The organism is Paenarthrobacter sp. DKR-5 (genome assembly GCF_018531425.1).
GTDB lineage: Bacteria > Actinomycetota > Actinomycetes > Actinomycetales > Micrococcaceae > DKR-5.
This window is the reverse complement of sequence record NZ_JAHBOI010000002.1, coordinates 531715-545013: the sequence shown is the minus strand read 5'-3', so window position 1 is coordinate 545013 and position 13299 is coordinate 531715. Positions and strand designations below refer to the sequence as shown.

Annotated in this window: 11 protein-coding genes; 7 read left to right on the top strand and 4 right to left on the bottom strand. The window is 68.6% G+C overall.

The window, feature by feature from the left end:
- Nucleotides 1–8 precede the first annotated feature (8 nt).
- From KIH31_RS05905 to KIH31_RS05885, 5 genes are all read left to right on the top strand, one after another.
- Nucleotides 9–3023: a bifunctional [glutamine synthetase] adenylyltransferase/[glutamine synthetase]-adenylyl-L-tyrosine phosphorylase gene (locus KIH31_RS05905; protein WP_214426136.1), complete on the top strand. Its 3015-nt coding sequence runs from the start codon at nucleotides 9–11 to the stop codon at nucleotides 3021–3023.
- Between the two features lie 191 nt (nucleotides 3024–3214).
- The gene (locus KIH31_RS05900; RefSeq protein ID WP_214426260.1) at nucleotides 3215–4672 is read left to right on the top strand and encodes an amino acid ABC transporter substrate-binding protein/permease; all 1458 of its coding nucleotides are present in this window, start codon (nucleotides 3215–3217) and stop codon (nucleotides 4670–4672) included.
- Nucleotides 4669–5397 carry an amino acid ABC transporter ATP-binding protein gene (locus KIH31_RS05895; RefSeq protein WP_214426135.1) on the top strand — a complete coding sequence of 243 codons (729 nt, stop codon included), beginning with the start codon at nucleotides 4669–4671 and terminating at the stop codon, nucleotides 5395–5397. The genes KIH31_RS05900 and KIH31_RS05895 overlap by 4 nt, the downstream gene beginning before the upstream one ends.
- A gap of 145 nt (nucleotides 5398–5542) precedes the next feature.
- A complete protein-coding gene (locus tag KIH31_RS05890; RefSeq protein WP_214426134.1) occupies nucleotides 5543–6160 on the top strand; it encodes a hypothetical protein in 618 nt (205 codons plus the stop codon).
- 94 nt (nucleotides 6161–6254) lie between these two features.
- Nucleotides 6255–6794: a hypothetical protein gene (locus KIH31_RS05885; RefSeq protein WP_214426133.1), complete on the top strand. Its 540-nt coding sequence runs from the start codon at nucleotides 6255–6257 to the stop codon at nucleotides 6792–6794.
- 84 nt (nucleotides 6795–6878) lie between these two features.
- Here KIH31_RS05885 and glnA read toward each other — a convergent pair whose 3' ends face one another.
- On the bottom strand, nucleotides 6879–8303 hold the full coding sequence (gene glnA, locus KIH31_RS05880) for a type I glutamate--ammonia ligase (protein ID WP_214426132.1): 1425 nt from the start codon (nucleotides 8301–8303) through the stop codon (nucleotides 6879–6881).
- A gap of 196 nt (nucleotides 8304–8499) precedes the next feature.
- Here glnA and KIH31_RS05875 point away from each other — a divergent pair, with 196 nt between their 5' ends.
- Complete coding sequence (locus tag KIH31_RS05875) at nucleotides 8500–8937, top strand: RDD family protein (RefSeq protein WP_214426131.1); 438 nt, start codon at nucleotides 8500–8502, stop codon at nucleotides 8935–8937.
- A gap of 67 nt (nucleotides 8938–9004) precedes the next feature.
- Here KIH31_RS05875 and KIH31_RS05870 read toward each other — a convergent pair whose 3' ends face one another.
- The 3 genes from KIH31_RS05870 to lipB form a co-directional block, all read right to left on the bottom strand.
- Nucleotides 9005–9766, bottom strand: a complete 762-nt coding sequence (locus KIH31_RS05870; protein ID WP_214426130.1) for a DUF4191 domain-containing protein — start codon at nucleotides 9764–9766, stop codon at nucleotides 9005–9007.
- A 110-nt stretch (nucleotides 9767–9876) separates the two neighbouring features.
- The gene (gene lipA, locus KIH31_RS05865; RefSeq protein WP_214426129.1) at nucleotides 9877–10881 is read right to left on the bottom strand and encodes a lipoyl synthase; all 1005 of its coding nucleotides are present in this window, start codon (nucleotides 10879–10881) and stop codon (nucleotides 9877–9879) included.
- Complete coding sequence (gene lipB / locus KIH31_RS05860; RefSeq protein WP_214426128.1) at nucleotides 10878–11549, bottom strand: lipoyl(octanoyl) transferase LipB; 672 nt, start codon at nucleotides 11547–11549, stop codon at nucleotides 10878–10880. Before lipB ends, lipA begins: the two co-directional genes overlap by 4 nt.
- Before the next feature lie 121 nt (nucleotides 11550–11670).
- Between lipB and KIH31_RS05855 the strand changes: the two genes are divergently transcribed.
- Nucleotides 11671–13281 carry a serine/threonine protein kinase gene (locus tag KIH31_RS05855; protein ID WP_250545497.1) on the top strand — a complete coding sequence of 537 codons (1611 nt, stop codon included), beginning with the start codon at nucleotides 11671–11673 and terminating at the stop codon, nucleotides 13279–13281.
- Nucleotides 13282–13299: the final 18 nt, after the last annotated feature.

Below are 13299 nucleotides of genomic sequence, written 5' to 3'. Positions count from 1 at the left end.
ACCGCACCGTGAGCCTGCAGCGCCAGCTGATCGCGATCGGTTTCGGCGACCTGGACAAGAGCACCCGGTTCCTGGCCGCGCCGGAGCTGGCCGGCCTCGACGAGGACCGGCTGTTCGAGGGATTGGCCCTGGCTGCGAACCCCGATCTGGCCCTGCAATCGCTGGTGCGCCTGATCGAGAAACACCCGGCGCTGCATGAACTCGCCGGTGCAGGCACCGAACGGTCCGAACCGATGTTCCGGCTGCTGGGCGCGTCCGAAGCGCTCGCCGAATTCCTGATGCGGCACCCGCAGCACATCGAGGTGCTGGCGCAGCGCGGCACACCGGAACCGCGCGGCGCCGACCCCGCTGAGCTGCGCGCGTCCCTGCTGCGGTCCGTAGGGGCCGATCCCGCAGCGCGGCGGCCGGTGGCCGCCGCCACCGGGCCCGAAGCGTACGCGGCGCTGCGGACCCAGTACCGGCGGCACCTGACCGAGCTGGCAATCAAGGACCTCTGCGCCGCTTCACCGGTGGACTTCCTGCCGACCGCCGCCGCGGAGCTTGCCGACCTCGCCGGGGCCGCGCTGGAAGCCGCGCTGGCCGTTTCCCGCGCGGAGCTGGCGGCGAAGGAAGATCCGGAGACGGTGCAGTCCGTACGGTTCACCGTCATCGGCATGGGCAAGTGCGGAGCGCGGGAGCTGAACTACATCTCCGACGTCGACGTCATCTACGTCATCGAGGCACCCGGCCTCGAGGAGGCCACCGCCGTCCGTCTCGGGTCGGCCCTGGCGACGGGGCTCTCCCGCGCCATCAGCGCTCCGGGCAGGGAACCCGGACTGTGGGAGGTGGACGCGAACCTGCGGCCCGAAGGCAAGGACGGCCCCCTGGTGCGCACCCTCGAGTCGCACTTGACCTACTACAAACGCTGGGCCGCGAGCTGGGAGTTCCAGGCACTGCTCAAGGCCCGGACCGTCGCCGGCGACGCCGAACTCGGCGCCCGCTATGAAACCGCCGTCGCGCCGATGATCTGGTCCTCCTCCGAGCGTGAAGGGTTCGTCGAATCCGTGCAGGCGATGCGCCGGCGGGTCACCGACTACATTCCGCCGAACGAGGAGGGGCGGCAGATCAAACTCGGCGTGGGCGGCCTGCGCGACGTCGAGTTCACCGTGCAGCTGCTGCAGCTCGTGCACGCCAAAGCCGATGAATCGCTGCGCTGCCGGGACACGACGTCGGCGATCGCGGCGCTCTCGGGCCAGGGCTACATCGGCCGTTCGGACGCCCAGGAACTGGACCGTGCCTACCGCTACCTGCGCGTGCTCGAACACCGCATCCAGCTGGTGCAGATGCGGCGCACGCACCTGATGCCTGTCGCCGAGACAGCCCTGCGCGCCCTGGCCAAATCCTCCGCCGGGCCGATGAGCGCCGCCCGGCCGAGCGCCGAGGCGCTGCTTGAGAACTGGCAGCGGACCAAGCGCCGGGTGCGCGAGCTGCACGAGAGCATCTTCTACCGTCCGCTGCTGAACACCGCCGCCCACCTCAGCGCAGAGGACGTCAAGCTCACGCCCGAAGCCGCACAGGGGCGGCTGGCGGCGCTGGGCTACCGCGACCCGCAGGGCGCGATCCGCCACATCGAGGCGCTGACCGGCGGGGTGAGCCGCCGGGCAGCGCTGCAGCGGCAGCTGCTCCCCATCCTGCTGGGCTGGCTCGCGGACGGCGTCGACCCCGACGCGGGGCTGCTGGGCTTCCGCCGGATCAGCGAAGCGCTGGGCACCACCCACTGGTACCTCGGCATGCTGCGGGACTCGAAGGCTGCCGCGGAGCGGCTGTGCCACGTGCTCTCCAGTTCGCGCCTGATCACGGACCTGCTTGAAGTCTCCCCGGAAGCGACCGCCTGGCTGGGGACCGACAAGGACCTGACCCCGCTGAAGTTCGAGGCGCAGTGGCAGGAGATCCGGTCCAAGATGTCCCGGCACGAGAACCCGGAGGCGGCGATGCGGCTGATCCGGCTGATCCGGCGCCGGGAAACCCTGCGCATCGCGATCGCGGACAGTTCCGGGCTGTTGGACCAGGACGCGGTGGGCGCTGCCCTGGCCGACGCGGACCAGGCCGCCATTCTCGGCGCGCTGCACGTGGCGGAGAACATCGTGCGCGGCGACGGCGAGCTTCTTGCCGAGGTCCTGGTCGTGGCGATGGGCCGGCAGGGCGGCAGGGAAATAGGCTACGGTTCGGACGCTGACGTGCTGTACGTCTACCGGGCGAAGGCGGGTGCGGAGGACACCGACGCCCGGCGCCAGGCGGAGCAGATCGTGGCGCGGCTCTCCGTCCTGCTCACGCAGCCGCTCAAGCCCGCCATCCTCAATGAACGGGTGCTGACCCTGGATGCGGACCTGCGCCCCGAAGGCAAGAGCGGAGCCATGGTCCGTTCGCTCGATTCGTACCGCGAGTACTACCAGCGGTGGTCCCTGGTGTGGGAAGCGCAGGCCCTGCTGCGGGCGCGCCCGATCGCCGGCAGCAACGAGCTCGCCGAAGACTTCATCCGCCTGATCGAGCCGGTGCGCTATCCGGAACACCTCGAAGACAAGGACGTGCGGGAAGTGCGGCGGATCAAGGCCCGGGTGGAAGCCGAGCGGCTGCCGCGCGGCGCCGACCCGGCGCGCCACCTCAAACTTGGCCGGGGGGCGATCAGTGACGTCGAATGGCTGGTCCAGCTGCTCCAGCTCCAGCACGGCCGCCGGCATGAGGAGCTGCGGACCACTTCCACGGTCGCGGCGCTGCACGCGTGCGCCGGCCTCGGACTGATCGACCGGGCGGACGCGGAGTTGCTGCTGGAGGCCTGGCATCTGGCCAGCAGGATCCGTTCAGCCAACGTGATCTGGAGCGGAAAGTCCTCGGACCTGCTGCCGGCCAAGCGGCGGGATCTGGAAGCCGTCGCCCGCTGGTGCGGCTACCAGCCGGGCCAGGCGGCGGTGATCGAGGAGGACTACCTCAGGCTCACGCGCCGCAGCCGGGGCGTCTTCGAACGCCTCTTCTACGGCCACGCCTAAGCCCCCGGCCGGTTCCGGGACCGGGCCACGATTACTGGCCCTGCACGCGAGCGGGTACCCTTTTGGGGTACTTTGCATTTCCTCATAGCCCCCGGTGCCCTCCGCGCCCCGGGCACGCCGCTGCCTGTCGGGCGCGGCCCTTCCTCAAAAGGGGTTGTTGGACCTTGAAAATCCACCCACGCGGCAGTCTTATGCGCCGCGCCCAGGCGTTCGTGGCAGGCACCGTCCTCGCCGTGTTCGCCCTGGTCGGCGGCGCCGCGGGCGCCAGCGCGGCTCCGGCGGCGAGCCACGCGCCCTCCGCCGTCAGCGGCAAGACCTATGTGATCGGGACGGACACGACGTTCGCGCCGTTCGAGTTCCGCGACGGCAGCGGCGAGCTGATCGGCATCGACATGGACCTGATCCGGGCCATCGCCAAGAACCAGGGGTTCTCCGTCGAAATCCGCTCCCTCGGCTTCGACGCCGCCCTCCAGGCGCTGCAGTCGAACCAGGTCGACGGCGTGATCGCCGGCATGTCGATCACGGACAAGCGCAAGCAGATCTTCGACTTCTCGGACCCCTACTTCGACTCCGGCGTCCAGATGGCCGTGGCAAAGTCCAACAACGACATCAAGGGCTATGCGGACCTGAAGGGCAAGACGGTCGCGGTCAAGCGCGGCAGCGAAGGGGAGACCTTCGCGAACTCCATCAAGGACAAGTACTCCTTCACCGTCAAGCCGCTGGACCAGTCGGCGACCATGTACGACGACGTCAAAGCCGGCAACTCCGTGGCGGTCTTCGACGACTACCCGGTACTGGCCTACGGGATCAGCCAGAACAACGGACTGAAGGCGGTCACCGCGAAGGAACGCGGAAGCTCCTACGGCTTCGCGGTGAACAAGGGCAAGAACCCTGAGCTGCTGGCGGCCTTCAACAAGGGCCTGGCGGAGCTGAAGGCGAACGGGCAGTACCAGCAGGTGCTGGACAAGTACCTCAAGGACCCGTCCAAGGCGGCGAACCAGAGCTTCATCGACCTGCTGGTTGCCAGTTTCCCGGCCCTGCTCAAGGGGCTCGGACTGACCCTGCTGGCCACCCTGCTCTCGCTCATCATCGCGCTGGTGCTCGGCGTCGTCTTCGGTTTCTTCAAGGTGTCCCACCTGGTGGTGCTGCGCGGCATCGCCACCACGTACGTGAGCATCTTCCGCGGGACTCCGCTGCTGGTGCAGGCCTTCTTCTTCTACTTCGGCCTGCCGCAGCTGACCGGCATCCCGATCAACGTGCTCACCGCGGGCGTGCTCACCCTGAGCCTGAACGCGGGCGCCTACATGACCGAAATCGTCCGCGGCGGCATCCAGTCCGTGGACCCGGGGCAGCTGGAAGCCAGCCGCAGCCTTGGCCTGGGGTACGTGACGTCCATGCGCCGGGTCATTGTCCCGCAGGCCGTGAAGATCATGACTCCCTCTTTCATCAACCAGTTCGTCATCACCCTCAAGGACACCTCGCTGCTGGCCGTGATCGGCTTCGCTGAGCTGACCTACCAGGGACAGCAGATCTACGCCTCCAATTTCCGGACCGGCGAAACCCTGCTGATCGTGGCGGCGCTGTACTTCATTGTCATCACGCTGCTGACGCAGCTCTCCAACGTCCTGGACCGGAGGTTCAACAAATGAGCAAGGTTCAGGTCACGGGCCTGCGGAAGTCCTTCGGATCGAACGAGGTCCTCAAGGGCCTGGACGTCAGCGTCGCCGAGGGTGAAGTCGTCTGCGTGATCGGCCCTTCCGGTTCCGGCAAATCGACGTTCCTGCGCTGCCTGAACAAGCTGGAGGACATCTCCGCCGGCAAGGTGGTGGTTGACGGGTTCGACCTGACCGACCCGAAGGTGGACCTGAACGCTGTCCGCCAGCACATCGGCATGGTCTTCCAGCACTTCAATCTCTTCCCGCACATGAGCGTGATCCAGAACATCATGCTGGCCCCGGTGGAGCTGAAGAAGGGGACAAAGGAACAGGCACGTGCCAAGGCGATGGAGCTGCTCGCGCGGGTCGGCCTGACGGAGAAGGCGGACGCCCGTCCGGCGTCGCTCTCGGGCGGCCAGAAGCAGCGCGTGGCGATCGCCCGGGCGCTGGCCATGAACCCGGACATCATGCTGTTCGATGAAGCCACCAGTGCCCTTGACCCCGAAATGGTGGGCGAAGTGCTGCAGGTCATCCGCGACCTGGCCCGCGAGGGGATGACCATGGTGGTCGTCACGCACGAAATGGGCTTCGCCCGGGAGGTGGCCGACCGGGTGATCTTCATGGCGGACGGCCTGATCGTCGAAGAGGCAGCGCCCGAGGCTCTCTTTGGCAACCCGCAGCAGCCGCGCACGCAGGACTTCCTGTCCAAGGTGCTCTGACCCGGCAGTCCGCGGCCGCTGTGCCGGGCTCGTGACACATTGCGTCACGAGCCCGACACGGCGCCCCTTCGCCGGTGCCCTTCACCGGGCAGGAGCCGGGCTCGCCGGTAGCATGCGATAGAGCAGCATCGTGGGGAGAAATTCAATGAGCAGCAGCCAGCGCCGCAGCCCGCGGCTCGTCCTGACCGCTGCCGCAGCCCTTCTGGCGCTGGCAGCATGCTCGGGCCAGGGCCAGCCGGCCGCCCCCTCCGCGTCGACGGCGGCGGCCTCGCCGTCGCCTTCGGCGCCGGAAGCGGGGTACTACGACCAGGCGCCCGACAACGATCCCGCGGCGGCCCGCAAATGTGCCGGGCTGGGGGTGGGCGAGGAGGTCTACGCGCTGGTCGGCAGGACCACGCTCGCCAGCCAGCTGCCGGCGGCCTCCAGCGGGATCTCCTGCACCTTCTTCCTGCCCGGACGGGACCCGAAGGACAAGACCTTCGCGACTCGGGACTCCATCAGCGTGACCCTGCAGCCCGGGGACAAGGCCGACGTCGAGCGCAATGCGGGCCTGATTACCGCCGCTCCGCCGGTCACCCGGCTGACGCTGGGGGAGGACGCCTGGTGGTGGGCCGGCAGCACTGTTCCCTCGATCGCCAACGGGCAGTGCGAGGTGCTCTCGGAAGGCCAGGTCCTGGGGGTGTACTTCGTTAGCCTGGCGGGCAGGACGCTGCTCACTTCGGCCGACTGCAGCAGGATCGCCCGCAAGGTCCTGGGCCTCTAGGAAGACTCTGCCGGGCCACTCTGTTTCGGCTGCGGCGTGTCTGGGATGATGGCATGATCACGGACCATCGGGCCCGGGCAGGGAAGGGAAGCCGATGAGCAGACTCGTGGCTGCCGCCGCAGCCGTCGTTGCTGCCACCCTGCTTGCCGGCTGCACAACGCCCGCAGCCGTGCGCAGCGGTCCCGCTCAGGCGCGGACGGCCGCGGCTGCCCCGGCGCTGCCGTCGCCCACCCCGACCGGGCCGGCCGCCCCCTTCGCCAAGGTGATAGCGACGTACGAGAAGACCTGGCAGGACTACGATGCCGGCACCGATGCCTGCAACAAGGCGGCCGACGGTCGCACCGCCGACGACGTCATCAAAGCGATGAATTGCGTCAAGAGTGCTCAGGCCGCGGCCCAGGCCGCGCGGGCGGCCACCGACGCGCTCAACGGTCTGGGGACCCCGCCGGCGGAGATCCAGGCCCTGCTCACGCGCACCCTTGCCGCCCTGGCTCCGCTGCGGGACTCGGGTGCCGAGGCGGCGTGCCAGGACGCGGGGAGCGAGCCCTGCCGGCAGGCGGTGGACAAAATCGACCTGGCAGTGTCCCCGTTGGCGGACGTGCTCGACTCGTGGGATACGTACATCAACCCGTAAGGGTCCTTAAACGCGGGTCCGCCCGGGCGGCCGTTGCTGGCTGCCCGGGCGGACCTGGTGGCGATTCCTCGCGGAACGACGTGGCTAGACGCCGTAGTACAGCTCGAACTCGTAAGGGTTCGGGCGTGCCGCGAGCGGCTTGATCTCGTTTTCGCGCTTGTATTCGATCCAGGTGTCGATCAGGTCCTGGGTGAACACGCCGCCGGCCTGCAGGAACTCATTGTCCGCCTCGAGGGCGTCAAGGGCTTCCTCGAGGCTGCTCGGAGCCTTGGGGATGTCCTTGGCTTCCTCGGCGGGAAGCTCGTAGAGGTCCTTGTCGATCGGGGCCGGCGGTTCGATCCGGTTCTTGATGCCGTCCAGGCCGGCCATCAGCTGGGCCGAGAACGCCAGGTACGGGTTCGAGGAGGGGTCCGGCGCACGGAACTCGATGCGCTTGGCCTTCGGGTTCGAGCCGGTGATGGGGATGCGGATACCGGCCGAGCGGTTGCCCTGCGAGTACACCATGTTCACCGGGGCCTCGAAGCCCTTGACGAGGCGGCGGTAGGAGTTCACGGTCGGGTTCGTGAACGCCAGGATCGCGGACGCGTGCTTCAGGACGCCGCCGATGTACCAGCGGGCGAGGTCGGAGAGGCCGCCGTAGCCCTTCTCGTCGTAGAATAGCGGCTCGCCGCCGTTCCACAGCGACTGGTGGCAGTGCATGCCGGAGCCGTTGTCGCCGAAGATCGGCTTGGGCATGAAGGTGACCGACTTGCCCCAGGCATTGGCGACGTTCTTGATGATGTACTTGAACTTCTGCAGGTCATCGCCGGCGTGGACCAGGGTGGTGAACTTGTAGTTGATCTCGGCCTGGCCGGCGGCGCCCACCTCGTGGTGGGAGCGCTCGACCTCAAGGCCGGCGGCGTCGAGCTCGATGCACATGGCGTCGCGCAGGTCGGCCTGGTGGTCCACCGGAGCCACCGGGAAGTAGCCGCCCTTGAACGGGGTCTTGTTGCCGAGGTTGCCGCCCTCTTCCTCCGCGCCGGAGTTCCACGGAGCCTCGATCGAGTCCACCTTGTAGAAGGAACCCTGCGGGGAGGACTCGAACTGGACGTTGTCGAAGACGTAGAACTCGGCCTCGGGTGCGAAGAACGCGGTGTCGGCGATGCCGGTGGAGGCCAGGTAGGCTTCGGCGCGCTCGGCCACGCCTCGCGGATCGCGGTGGTACGGGTCACCGGTGCGCGGGTTCACGATGGAGAAGTTCAGTGCGAGGGTCTTCTCAACGCGGAAGGGATCGACGAACGCAGTCGTGGGGTCCGGGATGAGCTGCATGTCCGACTCGGCGATGCCCTGGAAGCCGCGGATCGAGGATCCGTCGAACAGCTGGCCGTTGACGAAGAAGTCGGCATCCACGCTCTTGGCGGGAACATTGAAGTGCTGCTGGACGCCCGGGAGGTCGGTGAAGCGAATATCGACGAATTTGACGTCTTCGTCTTTGATGAACTTGAGGACTTCGTCCGCGTTCTTGAACATCTATGCTCCTTACGCATAAGAGGTTTCGTGCATGCACGCCATCGTCCGGCCCGGACCGCGTGGCGGGGCCAGGTACGCCTGCAACTGCCACCAAGCGTAGGAAGAGGGGATTTCCCGCCAGTGTCGGCATTGTTTCAGGCATGTTACAGATGGCGCACTGGGAACCACCCTACCGGGTCGCCGGTAAACTTGGACGGTGGTTAATCGCAGAGATATTGGGTCCTGGCTGAGCGGTCCGGACAAGAAACACGCGGCTTCGTACCCGGGCAAGCGCTTAGGCCTGCCGGAGGCGGGTCCGGGCTCGGTGGCGCGGCCGGGTCGTCGGGTGGTCGCCCTCTGCATCGACTGGTTGCTTTGTTACGCGATTGCCGGCGCTCTGTTCGAGGGAAACCAGTGGGCGATCCTCGGTATTTTTGCCGTGGAACAGATCGTGCTGGTCGGCACGCTGGGGTACAGCATTGGCCATCGGATCGTGGGCATCCATGTCCGCCGGCTGGACGGCCGGCCCGCAGGTCCGGTGGCCGCGGTTGTCCGCACACTGCTGCTGTGCCTGCTGATTCCGGCCGTCGTCTTCGACCAGGACCAGCGCGGTCTGCACGACCGGGCGATGAACACGGTGTTGACCCGCATGTGAGCAGACGACGAAGGAGGCCGCCCCCTCGGGACGGCCTCCTTCGTCGTGTCAGGAAGTTGTTCTCTGGTTAGCGGCCCTTGGCGGCCCTGCGGTCCGGGCGCGCCTTGTACGGGTCGACGCCCTTGGGGATCGGCATCCGGTTGGCGCCCAGCGAGGCAATGCGCTTGCTCACCGTGTGCACCTCCACCTTGGTCAGCTCCGGCTTCAGCTTCTGGATCTTCCGCGCCACCTGGCCCAACGGGGTCTGGCCCTCGCCGTGCCCGGTCTCGATGACATGCACCGGAACATTCGGCAGGATGCGGTTCAGCCGCTTGCGTTCGCCGTCCACCAGTTGCCGCACGCGGTGCGAAGGTCCTTCGGTGACGAGGACGACGCCGGGCCGGCCGACGGTGCGGAAGACAACGTCCTGGGTGCGCGGGTTCACCGCCACGGGCTGTTCCTCCGTGACCCAGCCGCGGCGGAGAGTGCTCAGTGCCGCACCGGAGGCGCCTGGCTGGTTCTCGATTTGGGCGAACGCGGCGCGCTCGGCCCGGCGTGAGAGGACAAAGGTCGCCGCGAGCAGGCCCAGCGGGATCGAGATGATCAGCGCAGTGATCCAGTTGTTGATCAGGAACCCGACCAGCAGCCCGATGGCGACGATGCCAAGGAACACCAGAAGCATCAGCCAGACCACATTCGGGTCATGGCGGCGGGTCATCTTGAAGACCTCAAGGACCTGCTTGACGCGGCCGGACTGCTTGGGGACAGCGGTGCTGCCCTTTCGGCGTCCGAAGAGGCCGCGCTTGGGCGCGTCGGAGGAGGAGGCTGCGGAGTCTGTGCGGTTGGCCATAGTGCTACTAATTCTAAGGGATCGGGCGTGCCCTTCCTGCGCCGGAAAAGATGGCGTAGGAACCTTCGGGCAGTGATGGAAAACGGCTGCGGGGAAGCCCTCCGCGACCGTCAGCGGCCGGCGACGAGGCTTGCCGCTTCCTGGCGGGTCGACCCGGAGTCACCGATGTGCGCCAGCTCCGGGGGCAGCTCGAGCCCCTTCTTGCGCATCGCCGTGGCCCACAGGCGCCCGGCCCGGTAGGAGGAGCGCACCAGCGGTCCGCTCATGACGCCAAGGAAGCCGATTTCCTCGGCCTCGTCGCGCAGTTCCACGAATTCCTGCGGCTTGACCCAGCGCTCCACCGGATGGTGCCGCTCGGACGGACGCAGGTACTGGGTAATGGTGATCAAGTCGCAGCCGGCCTCGTGCAGGTCCCGCAGCGCCTCGGAGACTTCCTCGCGGGTTTCACCCATGCCCAGGATCAGGTTGGACTTGGTGACCATGCCGTGGTCGCGGCCCTGCGTGATGACGTCCAGGGACCGCTCGTAGCGGAAGGCGGGACGGATGCTCTTGAAGATGCGCGGCACTGTTTCCACGTTGTGGGCAAACACCTCGGGCCGGGTTTCGCAGATCGCGGCGATGTGCTCAGGCTTGCCGGAGAAGTCCGGAATGAGAATTTCGACGCCGGTGCCGGGGTTCAGTTCGTGGATCTTGCGGATCGTCTCAGCGTAGAGCCAGACGCCTTCGTCTGCCAGGTCGTCGCGGGCGACGCCCGTGACCGTGGCGTAGCGCAGGCCCATGGACTGGACGGACCGGGCCACCTTGGTGGGCTCCATGATGTCCAGCGGGGAAGGCTTGCCGGTATCGATCTGGCAGAAGTCGCAGCGGCGCGTGCACTCCGAGCCGCCGATCAGGAAGGTGGCTTCCTTGTCTTCCCAGCACTCGAAGATGTTCGGACAGCCGGCTTCCTCGCAGACCGTGTGGAGGCCTTCCTTCTGCACCAGCTTCTTCAGGCCGACGTACTCAGGGCCCGTCTTGACCTTGGTGCGGATCCATTCCGGCTTGCGCTCGACGGGCGTCTGGGCGTTGCGCGCCTCGATGCGCAGCATGCGCCGTCCTTCGGGGGCCAGGGTCACAGCAGTGCTCCTTCTGAAGCGGGGGCGGCGAACTGGTCCTGGCGGGAGCGCAGTTCCTCGGTGATGGCGGCGACGAGGTCCGCGGGGGAAACCTCGCGTCCGGTTTCGGCGGCGATGGTCGTCACGCCGGCGTCGGTGATGCCGCAGGCGATGATCTGGCCGTAGGGGGCCAAGTCGTTGTTCGCGTTGATGGCGAAACCGTGCATGGTCACTCCGTTGTGCACACGGATGCCGATGGCGGCGATCTTGCGGGCCGGGCCGCGCCCGTCTGCCGGGATCCAGACGCCGGAGCGCCCCTCGATGCGGCTGCCTTCGACGCCGAAGCGGAGCAGCGTGGCGATGATCGCTTCCTCCAGGATTTCGACGTAGCCGCGGATGGCCTTAGGGTCCTGCAGCCTGACGATCGGGTAGCCGACGAGCTGTCCCGGGCCGTGCCAGGTCAGTTTGCCGCCACGGTCCACGGCGATCACCGGGGTGCCGTCCAAGGGCCGTTCGTGGTCCTCGGTACGTTTACCTGCGGTGTAGACAGCGCTGTGCTCCAGCAGCAGCACCGTGTTCGGTGCCGTGCCGGCGACGACTTCCTCGTGCAGCCGGCGCTGCATGTCCCAGGCGCCCTGGTAATCGACCAGATCCGGCGCGAGCCCTACCACGGAAAACTCAAGACTCATGGGATCCAGCCTAGACCCAACGGCGCACGGCAACCGCATCGTGAACCCCCGGGCCCACGGTCTGTGGATAATCTCACGCGGCCGGCCGGCCAGGAGTATGACGGTGCCTATGGAAACCGGTATGTCCCCCACCATGAACGTTGAGCAGTCTGCAGGCGCGCAGCCGCGGGCGCCGGAGGTGCGCGGGTGGCGGGTGCTGCGGCTGCTCGGCGTCGGCGGGGCAGCCGCCGTCTGGCTGGTGGAGCCCGCCGCCGGCGGCGAGCCGCGGGCACTCAAATGCCTGCGCCAATACGCGGGCAAGGAGGCTTCCGCGCAGGCCGACCTGCGGCGCGAGGTGCGGCTGCTGGGGCGCTACGAGCACCCCCACCTCGTCCGCGTCCATGACGCACTGGCGCTGCCCGGCGCCCACGGGTGCGGCCTGCTGATGGACTATGCGGCCGGAGGTTCGCTGGGGGCCTTGCTCGCGGCCCGCGGCCGGCTTGGGGTGGGGGAGACGGTGACGGTGCTGCCCCCGCTGCTGCAGGCGCTCGCCTTCCTGCATGCCGACGGTGTGACGCATGCGGATGTTGCCCCCGGGAACGTGCTGTTCACGGCCGAAGGCAAGCCGCTGCTGGCGGACCTCGGCCTCGCCAGGATAGTCGGCGAGGCGCGCGGAGCCGGCAGGGCCGGCACTCCGGGCTTTACCGATCCCGCCGGCGCCGGACGGGGCTTGCGGCTGGCGCCCGAGGCGGACGTGTACGCCGCAGCGGCCCTCGGCTGGACCTGTCTGGCGGGCACGGCACCGCCGGAGGCTGCGGTCCGGCCCCCGCTGCCGGTGATCGCTCCTGCGGTCCCCGCGGAGCTGGCGGCCGCCCTTGAGGCCGGGCTCGACCCGGACCCGGCATCACGGCCGTCCGCGGCCGAACTGGCCCATGCGGTGTACCGCAGTGCCCGCGCCGAACCACTGGATCTCTCAGCCGCAGTGCACGAAAGCGTGTTGCCGGAGCTTCTCACCCGTGAGCAGGCGGCGGCGCCGCGTCGGCCGCACCGGCGGAGGCGCAGCACACCCCCGGGCCCGCGCCGTATCGCCCGCCGTGGACGGCTCAGTGCACGGCCGGGTGGACCGCCCGGCACCCGGCGCGGTGCCGGGCGCAGTGCCGGGCCCGGTGCCCGGCGGTCCGCCCTGCCTGTGCTGCTTGGTGCCGCCGTCGTCCTCGCCCTGGGGGCGCTGGCGGCGGTGGGGCTGCACCTGCCCGGCGGGGGCAGCGCGGCTCCTGCGGCGGCTGCGCGGACCGAACCCGCCGCCGTCACCGATGCTCCGCCGGCAACACCGGGCGATGCCGGGATTCCGGCCGAAGTCCGGGCGCGGCTTGCCGCCGCGGATCCCGCGACGGCCCTCACCGGCCTGGCGTGGCTGCGCGCCTATGCGCTGCGCACCGGGCGGCCCGAGCTGCTGGCCGAGGTCAACGCTTCCGGATCCCCGGCGGCCGTGCGGGACAGTGCGCTTGCCGCTCGTCTGGGCGGCCACCTGTTCGCCGGCCTCGGGATCACCGTCAGCGGCGTTTCGGCCGCGCCCGCGAGCGGCGGACGCTCGGACGTCACCGCTACCGCCGTAACGTCCGGGTTCACCGAGCGGGACCGGCTGGGCGGCGCGTTGCGGATGCAGCCGGCCGCCACCGTGCAGCGCCTGACACTGGTGCTGCGCAACGACGGCGGGAGGTGGCGGATCGAAGACGTGCGCCAGGCCCGCTGACAGAGCCGAAGTCAGCGG

Bases quoted from the DNA above. Each gene is read 5' to 3' on its own strand.
- KIH31_RS05895 (WP_214426135.1), top strand. From the start codon at position 4,669: ATGAGCAAGGTTCAGGTCACGGGCCTGCGGAAGTCCTTCGGATCGAAC.
- glnA (WP_214426132.1), bottom strand. From the start codon at position 8,303: ATGTTCAAGAACGCGGACGAAGTCCTCAAGTTCATCAAAGACGAAGAC.
- KIH31_RS05885 (WP_214426133.1), top strand. From the start codon at position 6,255: ATGAGCAGACTCGTGGCTGCCGCCGCAGCCGTCGTTGCTGCCACCCTG.
- lipB (WP_214426128.1), bottom strand. From the start codon at position 11,549: ATGAGTCTTGAGTTTTCCGTGGTAGGGCTCGCGCCGGATCTGGTCGAT.
- KIH31_RS05890 (WP_214426134.1), top strand. From the start codon at position 5,543: ATGAGCAGCAGCCAGCGCCGCAGCCCGCGGCTCGTCCTGACCGCTGCC.
- KIH31_RS05900 (WP_214426260.1), top strand. From the start codon at position 3,215: ATGCGCCGCGCCCAGGCGTTCGTGGCAGGCACCGTCCTCGCCGTGTTC.
- KIH31_RS05870 (WP_214426130.1), bottom strand. From the start codon at position 9,766: ATGGCCAACCGCACAGACTCCGCAGCCTCCTCCTCCGACGCGCCCAAG.
- KIH31_RS05855 (WP_250545497.1), top strand. From the start codon at position 11,671: ATGTCCCCCACCATGAACGTTGAGCAGTCTGCAGGCGCGCAGCCGCGG.